The sequence below is a fragment of the Nonomuraea longicatena genome (genome assembly GCF_039525605.1).
In the GTDB taxonomy this organism is placed as follows: Bacteria; Actinomycetota; Actinomycetes; order Streptosporangiales; family Streptosporangiaceae; genus Nonomuraea; species Nonomuraea longicatena.
In genome coordinates, this window is sequence record NZ_BAAAHQ010000031.1 from 118,159 (window position 1) to 138,731 (window position 20,573).

Genomic DNA, 20,573 nt, shown 5'->3' on the forward strand with positions numbered 1-20,573 from the left:
GTAGGCCCACGGCTAGGCCGCGGCCCTGACGATGTGGAAGAGCTCGGCGAGCACCTCGGTGTTCAGCTGGTAGGCGAGCTTGACCTCGCGGATCACCCGCCGCTGCTCGCGCTCGTCGAGGTCGAGGGCGTCGAGCCGGGCCCGGTACTCGTTCTTGAACCGGGGCAGGCTGGCGACCTCGTCGAAGTAGTAGAAGTCGACGCCGCCGCCCCGGCCGAAGCCGTAGATCTTCTGGAGTTCCATCCGGATGAACTGCCCGCCGGACATGTCGCCCAGGTAGCGGGTGTAGTGGTGGGCGATGTACCCGCCGGGCCAGTCGGCGACCTGCTCGATCCGGGCGACGAGCGTGCGGGTCGACTTGGACGGCGCGACGGCCGCGCGCCAGCCGTCGCCGTACACGGTGCGCAGGTCGCGTTCGAGGGCCTGCTGCCGGTAGAGCTCGGGGAAGACGAAGCGGCCCGCGACCGGGTGCCCGGCCAGGGTGGCGGCGGCGCCGTCGAGGGCCAGGTAGGCGAAGTAGTGCTGGGCGACCATCGCGCCGTACTCCAGCGGGCTCAGCCGTCCGCCCATGAGTTCCTTGAGGTAGCTGTCGCCTTCGGCGGCTTCGTGCTCACCCCAGGTGGCGTTCTTCAGGGTCTCGGAGAACGAGGTCACGGATCACCTCAATATGGTGCTGGTGTTTCATGACAAAGTGTCACAAAGCTCGGCGGGGCCCGTCAAGCCGTTGACGACACCCTGTCATAAAATCGGAGAACCAGCAGCGTGAGGTTGCGCAGCGACACGCCGCCGGGGGCGAAGTAGTCGCTGTGCCCGCCGGTTCCGGTCGCGAACACCCGGGCGGCCGACCGCGGGTCGGCGCCGTAGCCGATGGGGCCGATCCGCAGGCGCGGCACCCTGGCCACCCAGTCGCCGCCGGCCATACCCGCCCAGTCGGGAGCGGCGCCGTCGGCGAGGCCGGGACTGCCGATCGCCACCGTGCGCACGCCGGGCCCCAGGCGGGTGTGCCCGCACACGAGTGCGCCGTAGCTGTGGCAGATCAGCGTGATGGGCGCCGACGTCCGCCGCGCCAGGCTCTCCAGGGTACGGCTCAGCGCCGCCCCGCCCGCCCGCGCCCGGTCGGTCATGACCGTGTGCAGGCTCAGCATCGCCGGGCTGTCGTACCCGAGCCACGCCACCACCGCCACCTTCGTTCCCGGCGCGATCCGCCCGGCCTCGGCCAGCAGCGCCCTGGCCGCCCCGCCGGGCCGGTGGTGACCCCGCTCGAAGGCGGCGGCCGTCGTGTCGGAGCCGGGCACGACGACCGCGATCCGCTCGGCGCCCGCGAGGTCGCCGTACACGCGCACCAGCCGTTCTTGCGGGGGCTCCGGCGCCGTCGCCACCATCGTCGCGACCGTCAGCCCCAGCACCGCCCATTTACGTCTCATCTCCGGGACGTTAGGCAGGCCGCCGGGTAACCGGCGTCCCCATCAAGAGTGATCTCGGACCGCTCAGAAGCGCCCCGTCATGGTCGCCTCGGCCTCCTGATCCGCCTGGTGGCCGATCCCAGCCCCCACAGGATCGCCGCCAGCGTCAGCGCCGCCACGGGCAGCCAGGCCAGCCGGTTCCAGATCCACTCGATCCGGTCCGGTCTGGCGAACAGCCCGAAGGTCACGACCACCAGCACCAGCGCCGTCTGGTGCCACAGGAAGATCCGCATCGCCGCCAGGTTCGTGAGCGCGACGGCCGCCCACAGCGGCGGGTGTCGCATCAGCCGGGCCAGCGGCTCGCGGACCAGCACCGCGAGACCGCACTGGGCCAGCCCGAACGTCACGGCGGCCAGTGTGGGCGGGCTCAGGTTCGACACGGCCTGACCGGTGACCCCCACCATGCTCGCCGGGTAGCCCAGCGCGCCCACCAGCACCGCCGTCGCCGCCGCGCCGCCCGCCAGCATCAGCACGCCGTGGCGACGGCTCACCCGGCCGCGCGCCCACGCCATGCCCAGCAGGTACGGCACCAGCCACCCGGCCACCGTCGTCACCCACGTGGTCCACCCGGGAGCACCGAGTGCGAAGCGGCCCACGTCGGCCGCCGCCACGACGGCCAGCATGAGCGGGACACCGTACCTGAGCCTGACCAGCAGCGGCGTGAGGGCGGTCAGCAGCGCGAAGACCGCGAGGAACCATAGCGGCCCGACGGCGGGCAGCGCCAGCGCCCGCACTCCCGGGACGGACATCCGCCGCACCACGAGCAGCGCGACCGCGAGGACCGCCCAGAACGCCAGCAGTCCCGCGGCGGGCAGCAGCAGCCTGCGCATCCGGCCCCGCACCCAGTCCCCGTACGGCTCGCGCAGCCCGCGCGCCGCCGCGAACCCGCCCACGAGGAAGAACACCGCCAGCGTCTGCAGCACCCACGACAGTGGCGCCAGCCCCGGCTGGTGGGCGAGCGGGCTGGAGATCCACGGCCCCGGCTCCCAGGCGGTGACGAGCCAGTGGCCGAGGACGACACCCACGATGGCGAGGGCGCGCAGCGCGTCCACGCCCCTGTCTCTGGCGGCGGGGGTCTGACGGGTGATGCGATCGGTGAGGACGGACATGCGGCGACCGTAGGAGCGCGCCGCCGTAACCCGCGTCCCCCGCGCGGGTGATCCGGGGTGTCAGTCGCCCGGACGCACCAGGCCGCTCTCGTAGGCGTGGACGATCGCCTGGGCGCGGTCGCGCAGGCCGAGCTTGCCCAGCATGCGGCCGACGTGCGTCTTCACGGTCTGCTCCGACAGCACGAGCTTGGCGGCGATCTCCTGGTTGGACAGGCCGCGTGCCACCAGCACCAGCACCTCGGTCTCGCGCTCGGTGAGCTGCCCGAGTCGCCTGGTGACGGGCGCGCGCGGCTCGCCGAGCCGGGCGAACTCGTGGATGAGCCGCCGGGTGACGGCGGGGGCGAGCAGCGCGTCGCCGTCGGCGACGACCCGCACCGCCTCGGCGAGCTGGACGGCGGAGGCGTCCTTGAGCAGGAAGCCGCTCGCCCCGGCGCGCAGCGCCTCGTAGACATAGTCGTCGAGATCGAACGTGGTAAGGATTAGGACTTTTGCCGAAATATCATCACGAGAGGTGATCAGTCGGGTTGCCTGGAGCCCGTCCATGACCGGCATCCGCACGTCCATGAGCACCACGTCCGGCTGCAGTTGGGCCGCCCGCTCCACCGCCTGGCGCCCGTCGGCGGCCTCTCCCACCACCTCGATGTCGGACTGGGCGCTCAGGAACACGGTGAACCCCGTGCGGACCATGCCCTGGTCGTCGGCGATGAGCACCCTGATCACGCGGCCTCCAGCGGAATCCGGGCCTCGACCTTGAAACCGTACGCGGAGGGCCCGGCCTCCAGCGTCCCGTTGAGCATGGCCACCCTCTCACGCATGCCGATCAGCCCGTGACCCGCGCCCGCCTGCGTGCCGGGCCGTACCCCCGGCCCGTTGGAGACCCGCACCCGCAGCTCCACGGGGGTGCGCGTCACCCGTACGGTCACCCGCGCCCCCGGCGCGTGCCGCATCACGTTGCTCAGCGACTCCTGGACGATCCGGTACACCGACAGCCCCACGGCGGGCGCCACCCGCATCGAGCCGCCGCGCTCCAGGGTCGCCCGCAGCCCGGCGCCGCGCGCGTTGGCCACCAGTTCCTCCAGCCGGTCGAGCCCCGGTTGCGGAGCGGTGTCGGTGCGGCCCTCGCCGTCGCGCAGCACCCCGAGCACCTGCCGCAGCTCCGCTATCGCCTCCAGCGACAGCGCGCGGATCTCGGCCAGGCCCCGCTCCAGCCGTTCGGCGTCGCCCCTGGCCTGCAGGGGGACGGCCTCGGCCTGGATCGCGATCACCGACATGTGGTGGGCCACCACGTCGTGCAGCTCGCGCGCGATGCGCGAACGCTCCTCCAGGACGGCCTGCGCCTGCGAGACCTGCGCGAGCTCCACGGCCGTGCTCTTGCGGCCCCGGATGTTGTAGCCGATCAGGAGGGGGGCGGCCAGGATGATCGCCGCCTGCGGCAGAGTCGGACTGTCGAGCATCGCGATCACGGCCAGGGAGATCAGCCAGATCGCCACCAGTACCCCGCGCTCCTGGCGGCGCGCCACGACGTAGAGGACCAGGGGGTACATGACGACCAGTGCCAACGGGTAGCTGAACCCGTCGTCACGCGGGTTGAGCGCCGAGACCGTGGAGACGGTCTGGGGCAGCATCAGGATCGCCAGCCGCCAGGCGCCCATGGGCCAGCGGTCGCAGATCGCGATGGGCGCTGAGAGGGCCAGTGCCGTGACGTACACGGACAGATCGGTCACGGGCCAGACGCCGGTCTCGACGCGGATCGCCCGGTTGAGGTGCAGCATCTCGTTGGCGGTGACCACGCACACCCACCAGGCGAGCAGTACGGCGCCGACCCGGACCAGGTCGATGTGCCGGATCGGGCCGAGCCTGACCGGGAAGCGCAGGAATCGGGAGCGCGGTGGCGGGGAGTCGGCCTTGCCCGTGAGCAGTGCGAGCTGGATCGGCCGCACCAGGGCGGAAATCACCTGGTAGAGCCTATAGCGGGCATCGCGTAACCCACGTCCCTCTCAAGAGCTACTTACATGATTACGATCGCTCTGAGCGAACATCGGCAAGGTTGGGAACATTGGCGGGCTCCAGTGAATTGAGTCGGTATAACTCAACCCTTTGGAGTTCGCATGAGTGAGAGCCTGATCCTCCCGGTCCTGCCGCTGGACGACGAGGTCGTCCTGCCCGGAATGGTGGTACCGCTCGACCTGTCCGACTCCGAGGTGCGGGCGGCGATCGACGCGGCACAGGCATCAGGTGGCAACAAGCCACAGGTGCTCCTCGTTCCCCGTATCGACGGCAAGTACGGCGCGGTCGGCGTCCAGGCCGTGGTCGAACAGGTCGGCAGACTGCCGGGCGGCGAGCCCGCCGCCGTCGTGCGCGGTGTCAACCGCGTGCGCGTCGGCACCGGCACCACCGGCCCCGGCGCCGCCCTGTGGGTCGAGGCCACCGCGTTCGACCGCGTCGAGGCGGGCGAGCGCGCGGGCGAGCTGGCCCGCGAGTACAAGGCCCTGGCCACCACGATCCTGCAGAAGCGCGGCGCCTGGCAGGTCGTCGACCAGGTCAACCAGATCGACGACCCCTCCGTGCTGGCCGACAGCTCCGGCTACACCCCGTGGCTGTCCACCGCACAGAAGCTCCTGCTGCTGGAGTCGCCCGACCCGGCCGACCGGCTGGAGAAGCTGGTCGAGTGGTCGCGCGAACATCTCGCCGAGCTCGACGTGGCCGAGACGATCCGCAAGGACGTCCAGGAGGGCATGGAGAAGCAGCAGCGCGAGTTCCTGCTGCGCCAGCAGCTCGCCGCCGTCCAGAAGGAACTGCGCGAGCTGAAGGGCGACTCGGCCGAGAGCGAGGAGGAGGACTACCGCGTCCGCGTCGAGGCCGCCGAACTGCCGGAGACGGTGCGCGAAGCAGCCCTCAAGGAGGTCGACAAGCTGGAGCGCACCTCCGACCAGTCCCCTGAGACCGGCTGGATCCGCACCTGGCTCGACACCGTCCTCGACATCCCCTGGAGCACCAGGACCGAGGACAACTACGACATCACCGGCGCCCGCGAGGTCCTCGACACCGACCACACCGGTCTCGACGACGTCAAGGACCGCATCATCGAGCACCTGGCCGTGCGCAAGCGCCGCCAGGACAAGGGCCTCGGCGTGGTCGGCGGGCGGCGCAGCGGCGCCGTCCTCGCGCTGGCCGGCCCGCCCGGGGTCGGCAAGACCTCTCTCGGCGAGTCCGTGGCCCGCGCGATGGGCCGCAAGTTCGTCCGCGTCGCCCTCGGCGGCGTCCGCGACGAGGCCGAGATCCGGGGCCACCGGCGCACGTACGTCGGCGCGCTGCCCGGCCGCATCGTCCGCGCCGTCCGCGAGGCCGGTTCCATGAACCCGGTCGTGCTGCTCGACGAGGTCGACAAGGTCGGCGCCGACTACCGGGGCGACCCCACCGCCGCCCTGCTGGAGGTGCTCGACCCGGCGCAGAACCACACCTTCCGTGACCACTACCTGGAGGTCGAGCTCGACCTGAGCGACGTGCTCTTCCTGGCCACGGCCAACGTGCTCGAAGCCATCCCGGGCCCGCTGCTCGACCGCATGGAGATCGTCACCCTCGACGGCTACACCGAGGACGAGAAGCTCGCCATCGCCCGCGACCACCTGCTGCCCAAGCAGCTCAAGCAGGCCGGTTTCGAGCCCGAGGAGATCGCCTTCGAGGAGGGCGCGCTGCGCCGCCTGGCCGCCGAGTACACCCGCGAGGCCGGAGTGCGTTCCCTGGAGCGCTCGGTGGGCCGGGTGATCCGCAAGGTCGCCGCCAAGGACGAGACGCCCGTCAATGTCACCGCCGACTCGCTGGTCGACTACCTCGGCCGTCCGCGCTTCGTGCCCGAGTCGTCGCTGCCCGAGTCCAAGCAGCGCACCTCGGTCCCCGGCGTGGCCACCGGCCTGGCCGTCACCGGGGCGGGCGGCGACGTCCTCTACGTCGAGGCGTCGCTGGCCGACCCCGAGACCGGCGACACCGGGCTCACCCTCACCGGGCAACTCGGCGACGTGATGAAGGAGTCGGGCAGGATCGCCCTGTCCTACCTCCGCTCTCACGGGGCCGAGCTCGAACTGCCCGTCACCGCGCTGAAGGACCGCTCGGTTCACGTGCACTTCCCGGCGGGCGCGGTGCCCAAGGACGGGCCGTCGGCGGGCGTCACGCTCACCACGGCGCTGGCGTCGCTGCTGTCGGGCCGCCCGGTCCGCAACGACGTGGCGATGACCGGCGAGATCTCGCTCACCGGGCGGGTGCTGCCGATCGGCGGGGTCAAGCAGAAGCTGCTGGCGGCCCACCGGGCGGGCATCACCACCGTCCTCATCCCGGCGCGCAACGAGCCCGACCTGGACGACCTGCCGCAGGAGGTCCGCGACGCGCTGACCGTCCACGCGGTGGGCGACGTGCGCGAGGTCCTCGACATCGCGCTGACCCCGGCCAAGGTGGCGGCCTCCGCCGTCGCCGCATAGTCCTCCGAAGGGGAGAGGGAGACGAGCCGGTCGCGTCGCGGGCCCGTAAGGGGCGGGCCCCTTCGCGAGGACGACAGGGTCCTCTCCGCCCTGCAGTCCGGCCCGGCTCGTCCGGGAGGGGCCGCCACGTTCCGACGTGGCGGCCTCTTTCGTATCCTTCAATCATCTAACTGTTTGACTTAATGAATGAGCCATGCTGTCATGGTTCGCATGCTCTACGTGACACCGGCTCTGGAATCCCAGGACCAGCGAGTACTCCACGAGATCGAGGACATGCGCCGCGACCTGAAGTACCGCCTCGCCGAAAACCATCGCTGGGACGGGCAACTGCGCAGACAGCTCCAGGCGAGGGCGATCCAGGGCTCCAACTCCATCGAGGGCTACCACGCCAGCGTCGAGGACATCGAGTCGATCATGTCGGGCGAGGAGCCTCTGGAAACCTCCTCCCGCGTGGCGCGAGAGATCGCCGGATATCAGCAGGCACTGACCTACATCCAGTTGCTGGCGCGTGCGTCGGTGTTCCGGTACGACGTCGGTCTGATGAACGGGCTGAACTTCATGATGATCGGCCACCATTCCGACAAAACTCCCGGTGTGGTTCGACCCGGCAGCATCTACATCCGTGACTATGACACCGGTGAGGTCGTCTACGAGGGTCCTGACGTGGAGCTGGTTCCCGGTCTGCTCGACGAACTGATCGCATGGCTCAACGAGGGCGACCTCGACGCTCCGGGGTACGTCCGTGCCGCGATGGCCCATCTCAACCTGGTCAAGATCCACCCCTGGCGCGATGGCAACGGCCGCATGTCCCGTGCGCTCCAGACCCTGGTGCTTGGACGCGACCAGATCACCACGCCGGAGTTCTCCTCGATCGAGGAGTGGCTTGGGCAGCCACAGGTGACGCTCAAGTATTACGCGGTGCTCGGCGAGGTCGGCGGGCGGCTTTGGAGCCCTCACGGTGACACGCTGTCCTGGGTGCGGTTCTGTCTGCGGGCCCACCACCTCCAAGCGCAGCGCGTGGCGCGGCGGCTGGCCGAGGCCGGGGAGATCTGGGTCCTCCTGGAGAAGCAGATCGAGGCCGACGGGCTCAACCCCCGCGCCGTCTCCGCGTTGTACGAGGTCTTCGTCAACCGCCGCCTGCGCCGTACCCGCTACCAGGCCGACGAGGTGCTCAGCCAGGGGCAGGCGGTCCGCGACCTGCGCGACCTGGCCGCCAAGGGGTGGCTGCGGCCGTACGGTGAGACCAAGGGCCGCTACTACGCGCCGGGCCCGCGCATGGCCGTGATCAAGGCGGACTTCGCCGAGCGGGCCGAGCCGCTGCGTGATCCGTACGTGTGACCTACCTAACACGACAGATAGGGAATAGGGGACATCGGCGGATCGTTGCCACCAGCGTGAACGAGGCATACACCCCGCACCTGAGCGCCATGGGCCGACTCATGTGCCGAATGTGCGCTCCCGCCTGTCAGGCCCGCTGAGCGCCCGCCGCCCGTTCTCCCAGAAGGTCCCTCCCCATGATCGCACCCAGCTTCGTGCTGCGCAGGCTGAGCCACCTGCCCTTCCACCCTGGCACCCGCTAGCAGGCGCCCGCCTCGCTGCCGATGTCCGTTCCAGCGCTGCGCCATGCGCGCGGCCGCTGGCCGTTGATGGGGAAGAACACGTGATCCAGGCTTCCGGCCTGCGCAAACTCTACGGCCGCACGGTCGCGCTCGACGGCGTCGACCTGCACGTGCGCCAGGGTGAGATCTACGGCGTGCTCGGCCAGAGTGGCGCCGGGAAGAGCACGCTGCTGCGCTGCGTCAACCTGCTCGAACGGCCTTCCGAAGGCACTGTCACCGTCGCCGGCCAGGACCTGACCGCGCTCGGCGACCGCGACCTCAACAAGGCCCGTCAGCGCATCGGCATGATCCACCAGCATTTCGCGCTGCTGTCCTCGCGCACGGTCGCGGGCAACGTGGCCTTCCCCCTGGAGGTCATGGGCGTCCCCAGGGCCGAGCGGGAGCGGCGCGTCGCCGAACTCCTCGACCTCGTCGGGCTCGGCGGACGCGGCGGCGACCGGCCGGCACAACTGTCCGGCGGTCAGAAGCAGCGCGTCGGGATCGCCAGGGCGCTGGCGGGCAACCCGTCGGTGCTGCTGTCCGACGAGGCCACCTCTGCCCTCGATCCCGCCACCACCGCCTCCATCCTGGACCTGCTCAAGCGGCTCAACACCGAACTCGGCCTCACGATCCTGCTCATCACCCACGAGATGAACGTGGTCAAGGCCGTGTGTGACTCGGTCGCCATCATGGCCGACGGGCGGGTCGAGGAGTCGGGCACGCTGGCCGAGCTGATCCGTACCCCGGGCTCCCGGCTGACCAGGGAGATCTTCCCGCTGCCCGCGCCGGCGCCCGGCGACATCACCCTCACCTTCACCGGGCAGGCCGACGAGCCGGTGATCTCGGAGGTGGTCCGGAAGTTCGGCACCGACGTGAGCATCCTCGGCGGCGCGATCGAGAACCTCGCGGGCGCCCGCGTCGGGCGGCTGCGCGTCACCCTCTCCGGCGACCCGGATCCCGCGCTCGCGTACCTGCGCTCGCTGGGCCTGATCGTGGAAGTGGCCGAAGGAGGCAGCCGATGAACTGGGACGAACTGGCACCGCTGCTGTGGGTGGCGGCGGGCGAGACCCTCCAGATGGTGGGGCTCGCGACGTTGTTCACCGTCCTGCTCGGGCTGCCGCTCGGCGTGGCGCTCGTCGTGTTCGACAGAGGCGGGCTGCGGCCGCTGCCCGTGTTCAAGTCCGTGCTCGGCGCGATCGTGAACGTGGGCAGGTCGCTGCCGTTCATCGTGCTGATGATCGCGATCATCCCCTTCACCCGGCTGGTGGCGGGCACCACGATCGGGACCGCCGCCATGGTGGTGCCGCTGACCGTCGGCGCCGTGCCGTTCTTCGCCCGGCTCGTCGAGACCGCGCTGCGCGAGGTCGGCACCGACGTGGTGCAGGCCGCCCAGGCGATGGGCGCCGGCCGTACGGCGATCGTGCGCAAGGTGCTGCTGCCCGAGGCCTGGCCCGGGATCGTCGCGGGCATCACGGTCACGGTCGTCGCGCTGGTCGGCTACTCGGCGATGGCCGGGACCGTCGGCGGCGGCGGGCTGGGCGACCTGGCCGTCAGGTACGGCTATCTGCGCTTCGAGGTACCGGTCATGATCGCCACCGTCGTGGTGCTGATCGTGCTCGTGCAACTGATTCAGAGCCTGGGTGACCTGGTCGCCCGGCGTCTTTCACACAAATAGAGGGATAAATCATGAAGATTCGCGCCCTGGTGGGTGTTGCTGCTCTTTCGCTGTTGCTCGCCGCATGCGGTACGTCGCAGTCCGCGACCGGTGCCGCCCCGAGCGCCTCGACCGGCGCCGCCGAGTCGGCCGACACCGTGATCAAGGTCGGCGCGAGTCCCGTGCCGCACGCCGAGATCCTCGCCTTCGTCAAGGACAACCTGGCCAAGCAGGCCGGGCTGAACCTCGAGATCGTCGAGTTCACCGACTACGTGCAGCCGAACACGCAGCTCGCCGAGGGCGAGCTGACCGCCAACTTCTTCCAGCACAAGCCGTACCTCGACGACTTCAACGCCTCCAAGGGCACCAAGCTCGGCTTCGCCGTACCCGTGCACCTGGAGCCGCTGGGCCTGTACTCCAAGAAGATCACCGAGGTGAACGCGCTGGCGGAGGGCGCCACCGTGGCCGTCCCCAACGACGCCACCAACCTCGGCCGGTCCCTGAAGCTGCTCGCCGACAACGGCCTCATCACCCTGAAGGCGGGCGCGGGCACCGCGGCGACCGAGCGCGACGTCGAGGGCAACCCCAAGAAGCTGGTCTTCAAGCCGCTGGAGGCTGCTCAGCTGCCCCGCTCGCTGGAGGATGTCGACGCCGCCGTCATCAACGGCAACTACGCCATCGAGGCCGGGCTCAAGCCCGCGTCGCAGGCACTGGTGCTGGAGAAGACCGAGGGCAACCCCTACGTCAACGGCCTGGTCGTCCAGCAGGGACACGAGACGGACGCCGCCATCGTGACCCTGGGCAAGCTGCTCCAGGACCAGAAGGTCAAGGACTTCATCAAGGGCAAGTACGAGGGCGCCGTCATCCCGGCGGAGTGACCTCACGCGCGTGGCCGCGATCCCCGGACGGGGGTCGCGGCTTCGCCGTACCCGGGGGCAATCTTGGGGTGGGCCAGGGGCGATCCGGGCGAGTCATGAGACTGTGCGCCTTCTGATCGCCGTGCTGCTGACCCTGCCGGGACCGCTGCCCCAGGACGGGCGGGCCGACAACCGGTCCGTCGTCCCCGGAACCCCCGGATCCTACGTCAGGCGGGGTGCGTGGGAGGTGGCCCGGTGGACCTCGGGCAGGCAGCGGCTCGGCTTCCCCGCCACCGAGATCGTCCCCTCGTGGACGGCCGACACCCCGCCGGGCACCCACGTCCGGGTCGAGCTGAGCGTCCCCGGCTCCCGGTGGTACGTGATGGGCGACTGGTCCTACGACGGGCCGCGCACCAGTGTCACCGGGCAGGCCGACGCGCACGGCAGGGTCGCCACCGACGTCTTCGCGGCGGCCCGGCCGGTCACCGCCTACCGGCTGCGCGTCTCGCTGTACCGGCGGCCGGGCGCGGCCGTGTCGGCGAGGGTGCGCACGCTCGCGGCGGCGGCGTCGCGGCCCGGCGGCGCTCGTGCGCGCGGCGGGCAGGCGTGGGGGACGGAGCTGCCGGTGCCGCGCAAGTCGCAGCTCGCGCACGCCGGGCACGGCGGCCGGGGCTGGTGCAGCCCGGCGGCCACCGCGATGGTCCTGGCGTACTGGCGGAAAGGGCCGCGGGCGGCCGAGCTGACCTGGGTGCCGCGCGGTGACCCCGACCCGGCCGTCGACCACGCGGCCAGGCACACCTACGACCGGGCCTACCGGGGCACCGGCAACTGGGCCTTCAACACCGCCTACGCGGGGCGCTTCGGCCTCGACGCCCGCGTCGTGCGCCTCACGTCGCTGGCCGAGGCCGAGGCGCTGGTCGCGGCCGGGGTGCCGGTGGTGACCTCGCTGTCGTTCACGGCGAAGGAACTCGGCTACAGCTCGGACGGGCACCTCATGGTCGTCACCGGGTTCACCCGCGAGGGCGCGGTCATCGCCAACGACCCGGCGGCGAAGGGGGTGCGCGCGGTGTATCCGCGCGACGCCTTCGAGCGGGCCTGGCAGCGCTCGAGTTCCGGCACAGCGTATGTTATCCGCCCCTTCCGGGCAGACCGGTAGCGGAATACTGTTCTGGTCATGTATCCGGGAGCCGTCGCAGCAGTCACCCCAGACAAGCCCGCTGTGATCATGGCGGGCTCCGGAGAGATCATCACCTACCGCCGCCTCGACGAGGAGTCGAACCGGCTCGCCCACCTGTTCCGGTCGGCGGGATTGAAACCGGGCGACCACATCGCCTTCATGCTGCCCAACCACCCGCTCTTCCTGGTCGTGGCCTGGGCCGCGCACCGCTCCGGTCTCTACTACACCGCGATCAGCTCACGCCTGCGGCCCGACGAACTCGCCTACATCGTCGACAACTGCGGAGCACAGGCGTTCATCACCTCGGCCGGCCTCGCCGAGGTGGCCGGCGCCATCGTGGCGCGGACGCCGGCCGTACGGGTGCGGCTGATGACGGACGGCGTCGCCGACGGCTTCGACTCCTTCGAGCGGGCCGTCGCCGAGCAGCCGCCGACGCCGATCGCCGACGAGTGCCAGGGCGCCGACATGCTGTACTCCTCCGGCACCACCGGCCGCCCCAAAGGCGTCAAACCCAACCTCGGCCTGGCGCCGCTGGACACCCCCGGCCCGCTGTTCGGCCTGGTGTCGCTGCTGTTCGACCCCGGCCCCGACAACGTCTACCTGTCGCCCGCGCCGCTCTACCACGCGGCGCCGCTGCGCTACTGCATGACCTTCCAGCGGCTGGGCGCCACGATCGTGGTGATGGAGCGCTTCGACCCGGAGAGGTACCTGGAACTCGTCGAGAAGTACCGGGTCACGCACACGCAACTGGTGCCGACGATGTTCATCAAGATGCTCAAACTGCCCCCGGAGACCAGGAACCGCTACGACGTGTCCAGCCTGCGGTGCGCCATCCACGCGGCCGCCCCCTGCCCGGTTCCCGTCAAGGAACGGATGATCGAGTGGTGGGGGCCGATCGTCCACGAGTACTACGCGGGCACCGAGGGCAACGGCTTCCTCTACGCGGGCCCGCAGGACTGGCTCACCCACAAGGGCACCGTCGGCCGCTCCCTCCTCGGCACCGTGCACATCTGCGACGAGGACGGCGCGGAACTGCCGCCGCGCCAGCACGGCACCGTGTACTTCGCCGACGGCCCCTCCTTCGAGTACCACGGCGACCCGGAGAAGACCCGCGCCTCCCGCGACCCCCTCAGCCGGGGCTGGACGACGCTCGGCGACATCGGCTACCTCGACGAGGAGGGTTTCCTCTACCTCACCGACCGCCGCTCATACATGATCATCTCCGGCGGGGTGAACATCTACCCGCAGGAGGCCGAGAACGTGCTGGCCCTCCATCCCAAGGTGGCCGACGTCGCGGTCTTCGGCGTACCGGACGAGGTGATGGGCGAGCAGGTCAAGGCGGTCGTACAGCCGGACTCCTCGGCCGAGGCGGGCCCGGCGCTGGAGGCCGAGCTCATCGCCTACTGCCGGGAGCGGCTGGCCCACTTCAAGTGCCCGAAATCGGTGGACTTCCGCGACGAACTGCCCCGCCATCCCACGGGCAAGCTGTACAAGCGGCTGCTCAGAGACGAGTACTGGCCGCACCGCGACACGCCGTGAGGCCCCCTCATGGGCCGGTCAAGGAACGCCGCGCCCTGATACGGCGGGACCGGCCGTCCGCTCGCGCGAGCCTGCCGGAGTTTCGTCCCTCGCCGGGTTGTTGATCCGCGTCTGCACTGTGCATAGAGATCTTCATTGGCAGCGTGTCACCACATTCGGTGATTCGCCCCGTTGACACCGTGACCTCGTCCCCGGCGCCGCACCCTGACCTGCGAGAACGCAGTCTCGGCGCCGGGCTGAGAGGTCCTGCACATGAGACGCGTACTCGTCGCGATCCTCCTGCCCCTGATCCCGCTCATCCCGGCCCCGGCCGAGGCCGCCCCGCTCATCCCGCCCGGTATGCCGACCGCCGCGGAGGCGCTGACCGAGCTGAATCTCATCCCCGTCGCCGCCGAGGAGCACGCGGACTCCTACGACCGGCGCCTGTTCCCGCACTGGAGCACGGTGTCGGGCGCCTGCAACACGCGGGAGGAGGTGCTGAAGCGCGACGGGCGCGACGTGGTCGTGGACGCGCAGTGCGCGGCAGTGTCGGGCACGTGGGTCAGTCCGTACGACGGCGGGACCTGGACGCAGGCGTCGGACATCGACATCGACCACATGGTGCCGCTGAAGGAGGCGTGGCGCAGCGGCGCCTGGGCGTGGACGACCGAACGACGGAAGGCGTTCGCCAACTCGATGGCCGACACGCAGTTGTGGGCGGTCACCGACCGGGTGAACCAGGCCAAGGGCGACCAGGACCCAAGCACGTGGCGTCCGCCGCTGGCCTCCTTCTACTGCGACTACGCCCGCTCGTGGACGGACGTGAAGCACGACTGGGGCCTGACGATGCAGCCCGCCGAACGGAACGCGCTCACGCAGATGCTCGCGACCTGCACCTGAGCACCGCAGACGCCCCCGAGCAAAGACGGACGCTCGGGGGCGTCGCCGAGCGCTCGGCGTTCAGGCGACCGTTCGTCCCACGGGGTTGCCGGGCGAATCGAGCCAGATCTGCCCGCCACCCGGGCCGATGGTCATGCCGAACCTCTCACGCCCCGGAGATCCCCACGCCACCCACCGCAGGAAGGCGCCGGACACCTCGTCCCACAGGTCGCGTGGCCCTCTCTGCAGCACGGCGACGCGTTTGTAGTCCGGCGCGTAGTGCACCTGAGCGTCCGAGCAGTCGGACCACAACGACAGATGGAACTCGCCCACGCCCTGGTCGTCGTACGTCCCGGCGACATCCGGCAGCAGTGCCGCGACGGCGACCTCCGCCCCGTACGAGGTCCGGACGACCCGGCGTGGATCGAGGTAGGCGGCCGATCTGCGGTACTCGCCGTCGAGTTCGGGGAGGCTCCACCGCTGGGAGCGCAGCATCATGAAGGTCACGCCACCGTGGAAACCGCCCACGGCCGTGCCGTCGCCGACGGCCGTCAACCGCACCAGGTGCCCGCCCTGCCAGCGAGGCATCCAGGGTACGACGATCGTGCCGCCCGGCCTCGTCTGCTCCACCCAGGCGTATGGCACCTCGCTCACGCCGCAGGTGGCGTGAATCAGGGCGTAGGGGGCGCCTTCCTGGCATCCCTCTTCCCCGTCTCCGTGGACCAGTCGGGGGGAGTACCCGGCCCGCTTCAGGTTCTCGGCGGCTCCGGAGAGTACTTCCCGGTCGATCTCGACGCTGGTGACGTTGTCCTCGCCGAGCCGGTCCGACAGGAACCCCGCTGTCCATCCTGTGCCGGTGCCGATCTCCAGGACCTCGTCGCCGTCGAAGGCGCCGAGCAGATCCAGCCCTGAGACGACGACACTCGGTTTGGAACAGGAGGAGGTGTACTCACCCTCGCCGAGGGCGACGTCGGTCTCACCGTCGTCCACTTGGGTGATGATCGCCGCGTCGGAGTACACGGCGTCCGTCCAGGTGCCCGGGTCGGCCGCTCTGTCGATGAGGTAGCCGGTTCCGTCGTCGGGATGGCACCACGCCCGGTCGGAGACGAACAGGTGGCGGGGAACGGCGTGGAACGCCCGCCGCCACCGTTCGTCGGAGCCGGTGACCCGGTCGGCGAGACCGTCGATACCTTCACCGATGTTCACGACTTCTTGGGCTCCTCGTGCTTACCGGGATGGTCGGGGCGAGAACCGTCCTTGCTCGGCTGCGGTTTCGGCACTGGTTTGTCCGAGGGCTTCTCGCCTTCGTGCTTGCCACCCATGATCTTCCCTCCTGCTGAGCGTGGCCGTCAGTTCACGGGATGAGCATGACAGTGAGGCCCGGCGGCGACCACCGTCCCACTGGATAGAGTCCGCAGACCTGCTGGTCAGGTCAAGGACCCCGACGTCGCGTAGGAGAAGGCCGGTGGGCCGCCGGGCGTCGGCCGATTCTCGTACGGTCGCCGGAGACGGTGCCGGCCTGAGAATTCTCCTGGCGGGCGCCAAGCTGCCGACCAGCGCCGATAAAGCGGGCATCAGCCCGTGATCACCCCTCCGACCAGCGGCTTAGCCTGACTTAACGCGGCACTTGGCACTCTGGAGTCAGCAGACTTGAGGAGACGAGAAATGGACGCGAACGAGCCTCGCGAGCAGGGCTGGACCCAGTTCGGCGACAAGCCGCCTGCCGCCGGGGGCTTCACCCGGCAGGAACCTGCCGTCATGGCGCCGCCTCCGCCCCCGGCGGCCAGGAAGCCCGGCTTCAGCGCCGGGCAGAAGGTCATCGCCGGGCTGGCGCTGGCGGCCATGGCGATCGGCGGAGGTGTCGCGGGGGCGGCCATCGCCAACGGTTTCCGGCCGGACACCGTGGTCTCGGCCCCCAGCCCCACGTTCAAGGCGGCCTCCAACGCACTCACCGTGGCCGACGTCGCCAAGAAGGTGCAGCCGTCGGTCGTCATGATCCAGGGCCAGGTCGCGGGCGGCTCGGGAGTCGTCCTGTCGGAGGACGGCCTCATCCTCACCAACAACCACGTGGTCTCGGGGCAGGGCGGCCAGCTGACCGTCAAGTTCAGCGACGGCAAGACCGCCAAGGCGAGCATCGTCGGCACCGACCCGGCCACGGACCTCGCGGTCATCAGGGCGGAGGCCTCCGGGCTGACCAAGGCCGAACTCGGCGACAGCGACCAGCTCAAGGTGGGCGACGCCGTGCTCGCGGTCGGCAGCCCCCTCGGCCTCGACGGCACCGTCACCTCGGGCATCGTCAGCGCGCTCGACCGCACGCTCAACGTCGGCGGCGAGCAGGAGCGGGTCCCGCCGGGCTGGCCCGGACGCGAGCAGCAGGGCGGCGCCCCCGAGCGGGCCTCGATCGCGGGCGCGATCCAGACGGACGCGGCCATCAACTCCGGCAACTCCGGTGGAGCGCTCGTCAACGCGGCCGGTCAGCTCGTCGGGATCAACACCGCGATCGCGACGGCGGGCAGCACGGGCAACATCGGCGTCGGTTTCGCGATCCCGGTCAACACCGCCAAGCAGGTGGCCGACCAGCTGATCTCCGGTGGGAAGGTGCGGCACGCGTTCCTGGGCGTGAGCGTCACGGACGCCAGTGGGGACGTGCCCGGGGCGCTGATCGGCCAGGTGACGGAGAACGGTCCCGCGGCCAAGGCGGGGCTGCGGCAGGGGGACGTCATCACGAAGATCGGCGACAAGACGGCCGACGGCGGTGACACAGTCAGTGGGCTGGTCAGAGGTTTCAAACCGGGACAACAGGTCAAGATCACATATATGAGGGACGGACGCACCGCTGAGGTGACCGTTACCCTCGAAGAGAGAAAATAGGACCCCCTCACGGACGGGCGCGCCGTCGAGATCGCTGCGGACTCGGCGGCGCGTCCCCCCGCCACGGACGTGGCGATCCGTCCGTTTGTCGATGACGCCCGCACGCTCGGCGTGCGGGCGTCTTTCGTACGCGCCCGGCGGGGATTCGCCGCTACTGGCCGGGCATTTCGGCCGGTCTCGGCTGCGGCAGACTTCCCGGCCCCCGCCGTCACGGCTCGGCGCCCCCAACCCCCCTTCCCCTCACGGCCCAGCCGCCCCCACCCCCCGCCCGCCGTCGCCCGTGCTCGCCCGTTCCGGCGCTCCTCGCCGCTGCCGCCCCGCAGGGCGACGACTCCGCTCTCACCCGCCTCCCAGGGCATATGGCCGAAATTTCCGCCAAGCAGGTAAAGAGCGATCAAGAGATCAGAATTTCTGAACAAATAATCCGTTCATGACGATGTCGGGAAATATCAACTTCTAGATCACTTAGGACCTCCGTCTTCATGGTGGGCTGGGCGGCGATCGACTCCTCCCTGACCACAGGAGCTCGCCATGAACAAGGTCAGTCGCCGGGGCTTTCTCACCGCCACCCTCGTAGCGGGGTCGGCCGCCGCCATCCCCGGCTGGACAGGATCGGCCGGAGCCTCAAGTACCCCCTTCACCCTCGGAGTGGCCTCCGGCGACCCGGCCCCCGACGGCGTCGTGTTATGGACCAGGCTGGCCCCGGATCCGCTCGCCGTCGACGGCCGGGGCGGGATGCCCGACCGTCCGGTGACCGTACAGTGGCAGATCGCCGAGGACGAGGGCTTCGGCCGCGTCGTCCGCGAAGGCCGCGCGGCCGCCCAGCCGAAGTACGGCCACAGCGTCCACGTGGAACTGCACGGCCTGCGCCCCGGCCGTGAGTACCACTACCGCTTCCGCGCCGGCGGCGAGATCAGCCCCGTCGGACGCACCAAGACCGCGCCCGCCCCCGGCGCCCGCCCGGACAGCCTGGCCTTCGCCTTCGTCTCCTGCCAGAACTGGTACGAGGGCTTCTACACCGCCTACCGGCACCTGGCGGAGGAGGACCTGGACGTCCTGTTCCACCTCGGCGACTACCTCTACGAGTACGGCGTCGGCGCCACCGGCGGGGTCCGCGGCCTCACCCTGCCGGAGCAGTACCTGAAGGAGACCTTCACCCTCACCGAGTACCGCAACCGCCACGCCCTCTACCGCACCGACGCCGACCTGCAGGCGGCGCACGCGTCCTGCCCCTGGATGGTCACGGTCGACGACCACGACGTCGAGAACAACTGGGCCGGGGACATCTCCCAGATCGACAATGAGCCCGACCAGGACCGCCAGGTCTTCCTGCAGCGCCGCGCCGCGGCCTTCCAGGCGTACTACGAGCACATGCCGCTGCGCAGGGGCTCGATGCCGTGGGGTCCGGACATGCGGCTGTACCGCCGTCAGGCGTTCGGCAGGCTGGCCGCCTTCAGCGTGCTGGACACCCGCCAGTACCGTGACGACCAGCCGTGCGGCGACGGCGAGAAGGTCGGCTGTGCCGAGCGCCTGGACCCGAACCGCACCATGCTGGGCGCCGAACAGGAGGAATGGCTGCTGAGCACGCTCGGCCGCTCCCACGCCACCTGGAACGTCGTCGCCAACCAGTTGCTCATGGCGCCGCTCGACCACGACGCGAGCCCGGAGGTGCAGTCGTTCGGCATGGATCTGTGGGACGGCTACGCCGCCGCCCGCCACCGGCTGCTGTCGGGGATGGTCGAGCGCGAGGTGAGCAACCCGGTCGTGATCTCCGGTGACATCCACCGCAGCCTCGCCGCCGAGCTGAAGACCGACTTCGACGACCCGGCCGCGCCGGTGATGGGCGTCGAGTTCGCGGGCACCTCGATCTCCTCCGGCAGGGACGGCGCCGACCAGGACCGGCTCGGGCAGATCTTCATGCGGGCCAACCCGCACCTGCGCTTCCACAACGTCCAGCGCGGATACGTGCGGGCCAGGGCGACGCCGGAGACGCTGACGGTCGACTACCGGGTCGTCCCGTACGTGTCCAGGCCCGGCGCGCCGGTGTCGACGCGGGCCTCGTTCGCCGTCGAGGCGGGCCGTCCCGGCCTGCATCAGATCGCCGACAACCCGCCCGTGGGGGTGCGCTCGGTGCCGGACGTGGCCAGCCCGCCGGACCATCTGGCCGAGCAGCCCGCCCGCTGAGCCGTCCACGCCGAAGGCGCCCGTACCCCGGGGTGCGGGCGCCGTTCAGGAGAAGCGGCGGCCCTCGTCGCGGCGATAGGCCCACACCGCCAGCACGGCCGAGGCCGCGGTCCAGACGGCGAGGGCGGCGAGCGCGGCCGGGTGCGGGGCCGCGCCCGTGACCGCCCACCACATCAGCTCGCCGGAGCCCCGGGCAGGGAAGAACAGCGAGAGCGTCTGCACGAACTCCGGCATGAACTGCAGCGGCAGCATCAGCCCGCCGACGATCGCCAGCGGGAAGAACGCGATCTGCGAGACCGCGACGGCCCCCTTCGACGGCAGCAGGAAGCCGAGGAACAGTCCCATCAGCATGAACGGCACCGCGCCGACCGCCAGCGCCACGAGCCCGAGCAGCAGGCGCGGCACGGTGATGGTCGCCTCGGTGAGCAGCGCCGCGATGACGAGCACGGGGATCACCGCGAGGAACATGATCGCCAGCGTCGTGAGGATGCGCCCGGCGAAGCGGGGGAGCGGGCCCGCGGGAAGGGTGCGGACGTACGGGTTCCAGGGCAGCTCGCGATCCTGGGCGATGGTGACGGACAGCCCGATGAGCGCGGCGGACATGGCGCCGATCAGCATCATCGAGGCGGTCGCCCGGGTGGCGGCCGCCGCGTCGTCGCCGGTGAACGGCACCGCGAAGACCAGCATCGAGACGGAGGGGAAGAAGGCGCTGGCGATCAGTCCGATGGGGACGCGGAGCTGTTCGAGCATCTGGTGGCGCGTGTGCGCGAGGATCAGGCCGGTCATGGGGG

At 70.6% G+C, this 20,573-nt stretch carries 17 protein-coding genes; 10 read left to right on the top strand and 7 right to left on the bottom strand.

From position 1 onward, the window contains the following. Nucleotides 1-12 precede the first annotated feature (12 nt). The 5 genes from ABD120_RS26875 to ABD120_RS26895 form a co-directional block, all read right to left on the bottom strand. Nucleotides 13-654, bottom strand: coding sequence for a biliverdin-producing heme oxygenase (locus ABD120_RS26875; RefSeq protein ID WP_343952862.1), 642 nt, complete (start codon nt 652-654; stop codon nt 13-15). Nucleotides 655-716: 62 nt separating this feature from the next. Next, nucleotides 717-1,424: an alpha/beta hydrolase gene (locus tag ABD120_RS26880; RefSeq protein WP_343952863.1), complete on the bottom strand. Its 708-nt coding sequence runs from the start codon at nt 1,422-1,424 to the stop codon at nt 717-719. A 77-nt stretch (nt 1,425-1,501) separates the two neighbouring features. Then, nucleotides 1,502-2,572, bottom strand: coding sequence for an acyltransferase family protein (locus ABD120_RS26885; RefSeq protein WP_343952864.1), 1,071 nt, complete (start codon nt 2,570-2,572; stop codon nt 1,502-1,504). A gap of 60 nt (nt 2,573-2,632) precedes the next feature. Then, on the bottom strand, nt 2,633-3,292 hold the full coding sequence (locus ABD120_RS26890) for a response regulator (RefSeq protein WP_343952865.1): 660 nt from the start codon (nt 3,290-3,292) through the stop codon (nt 2,633-2,635). Next, nucleotides 3,289-4,527 (bottom strand): sensor histidine kinase, encoded by a 1,239-nt coding sequence (locus ABD120_RS26895; protein ID WP_343952866.1) that lies wholly within the window; start codon nt 4,525-4,527, stop codon nt 3,289-3,291. The genes ABD120_RS26890 and ABD120_RS26895 overlap by 4 nt, the downstream gene beginning before the upstream one ends. Before the next feature lie 153 nt (nt 4,528-4,680). Here ABD120_RS26895 and lon point away from each other — a divergent pair, with 153 nt between their 5' ends. The 8 genes from lon (at nt 4,681) to ABD120_RS26935 (ending at nt 14,748) form a co-directional block, all read left to right on the top strand. Beyond that, the gene (lon, locus tag ABD120_RS26900) at nt 4,681-7,044 is read left to right on the top strand and encodes an endopeptidase La (protein WP_343952867.1); all 2,364 of its coding nucleotides are present in this window, start codon (nt 4,681-4,683) and stop codon (nt 7,042-7,044) included. A 210-nt stretch (nt 7,045-7,254) separates the two neighbouring features. Then, nucleotides 7,255-8,382 carry a Fic family protein gene (locus ABD120_RS26905; protein WP_343952868.1) on the top strand — a complete coding sequence of 376 codons (1,128 nt, stop codon included), beginning with the start codon at nt 7,255-7,257 and terminating at the stop codon, nt 8,380-8,382. A 322-nt stretch (nt 8,383-8,704) separates the two neighbouring features. Next, nucleotides 8,705-9,664, top strand: coding sequence for a methionine ABC transporter ATP-binding protein (locus ABD120_RS26910; RefSeq protein ID WP_343952869.1), 960 nt, complete (start codon nt 8,705-8,707; stop codon nt 9,662-9,664). Then, nucleotides 9,661-10,317: a methionine ABC transporter permease gene (locus tag ABD120_RS26915; protein ID WP_343952870.1), complete on the top strand. Its 657-nt coding sequence runs from the start codon at nt 9,661-9,663 to the stop codon at nt 10,315-10,317. The genes ABD120_RS26910 and ABD120_RS26915 overlap by 4 nt, the downstream gene beginning before the upstream one ends. An 11-nt stretch (nt 10,318-10,328) precedes the next feature. Beyond that, nucleotides 10,329-11,174, top strand: coding sequence for a MetQ/NlpA family ABC transporter substrate-binding protein (locus ABD120_RS26920; RefSeq protein ID WP_343952871.1), 846 nt, complete (start codon nt 10,329-10,331; stop codon nt 11,172-11,174). Between the two features lie 103 nt (nt 11,175-11,277). Then, nucleotides 11,278-12,309 (top strand): C39 family peptidase, encoded by a 1,032-nt coding sequence (locus ABD120_RS26925; RefSeq protein ID WP_343952872.1) that lies wholly within the window; start codon nt 11,278-11,280, stop codon nt 12,307-12,309. 18 nt (nt 12,310-12,327) lie between these two features. Beyond that, complete coding sequence (locus ABD120_RS26930; RefSeq protein ID WP_343952873.1) at nt 12,328-13,869, top strand: acyl-CoA synthetase; 1,542 nt, start codon at nt 12,328-12,330, stop codon at nt 13,867-13,869. 252 nt (nt 13,870-14,121) lie between these two features. Continuing rightward, nucleotides 14,122-14,748, top strand: a complete 627-nt coding sequence (locus ABD120_RS26935) for an HNH endonuclease family protein (protein WP_343952874.1) — start codon at nt 14,122-14,124, stop codon at nt 14,746-14,748. 60 nt (nt 14,749-14,808) lie between these two features. Here the strand turns inward: ABD120_RS26935 and ABD120_RS26940 are convergent, their stop codons facing one another. Then, a complete protein-coding gene (locus ABD120_RS26940) occupies nt 14,809-15,933 on the bottom strand; it encodes a methyltransferase domain-containing protein (protein ID WP_343952876.1) in 1,125 nt (374 codons plus the stop codon). 459 nt (nt 15,934-16,392) lie between these two features. On the opposite strand from ABD120_RS26940, the gene ABD120_RS26945 reads away from it, so the two are divergent. Both ABD120_RS26945 and ABD120_RS26950 read left to right on the top strand, forming a co-directional pair. Next, on the top strand, nt 16,393-17,598 hold the full coding sequence (locus ABD120_RS26945) for a S1C family serine protease (RefSeq protein ID WP_343952877.1): 1,206 nt from the start codon (nt 16,393-16,395) through the stop codon (nt 17,596-17,598). Nucleotides 17,599-18,129: 531 nt separating this feature from the next. Continuing rightward, a complete protein-coding gene (locus tag ABD120_RS26950) occupies nt 18,130-19,782 on the top strand; it encodes an alkaline phosphatase D family protein (RefSeq protein ID WP_343952878.1) in 1,653 nt (550 codons plus the stop codon). Between the two features lie 45 nt (nt 19,783-19,827). Here the strand turns inward: ABD120_RS26950 and ABD120_RS26955 are convergent, their stop codons facing one another. Continuing rightward, nucleotides 19,828-20,568: an ABC transporter permease gene (locus ABD120_RS26955; protein ID WP_343952879.1), complete on the bottom strand. Its 741-nt coding sequence runs from the start codon at nt 20,566-20,568 to the stop codon at nt 19,828-19,830. Nucleotides 20,569-20,573 lie beyond the last annotated feature (5 nt).

Excerpts from the sequence above, each read along its gene's own strand:
- ABD120_RS26915 (WP_343952870.1), top strand. The coding sequence starts at position 9,661 with ATGAACTGGGACGAACTGGCACCGCTGCTGTGGGTGGCGGCGGGCGAG.
- ABD120_RS26950 (WP_343952878.1), top strand. The coding sequence starts at position 18,130 with ATGAACAAGGTCAGTCGCCGGGGCTTTCTCACCGCCACCCTCGTAGCG.
- ABD120_RS26880 (WP_343952863.1), bottom strand. The coding sequence starts at position 1,424 with ATGAGACGTAAATGGGCGGTGCTGGGGCTGACGGTCGCGACGATGGTG.
- ABD120_RS26905 (WP_343952868.1), top strand. The coding sequence starts at position 7,255 with ATGCTCTACGTGACACCGGCTCTGGAATCCCAGGACCAGCGAGTACTC.
- ABD120_RS26955 (WP_343952879.1), bottom strand. The coding sequence starts at position 20,568 with ATGACCGGCCTGATCCTCGCGCACACGCGCCACCAGATGCTCGAACAG.
- lon (WP_343952867.1), top strand. The coding sequence starts at position 4,681 with ATGAGTGAGAGCCTGATCCTCCCGGTCCTGCCGCTGGACGACGAGGTC.
- ABD120_RS26885 (WP_343952864.1), bottom strand. The coding sequence starts at position 2,572 with ATGTCCGTCCTCACCGATCGCATCACCCGTCAGACCCCCGCCGCCAGA.
- ABD120_RS26930 (WP_343952873.1), top strand. The coding sequence starts at position 12,328 with ATGTATCCGGGAGCCGTCGCAGCAGTCACCCCAGACAAGCCCGCTGTG.
- ABD120_RS26920 (WP_343952871.1), top strand. The coding sequence starts at position 10,329 with ATGAAGATTCGCGCCCTGGTGGGTGTTGCTGCTCTTTCGCTGTTGCTC.
- ABD120_RS26935 (WP_343952874.1), top strand. The coding sequence starts at position 14,122 with ATGAGACGCGTACTCGTCGCGATCCTCCTGCCCCTGATCCCGCTCATC.
- ABD120_RS26945 (WP_343952877.1), top strand. The coding sequence starts at position 16,393 with ATGGACGCGAACGAGCCTCGCGAGCAGGGCTGGACCCAGTTCGGCGAC.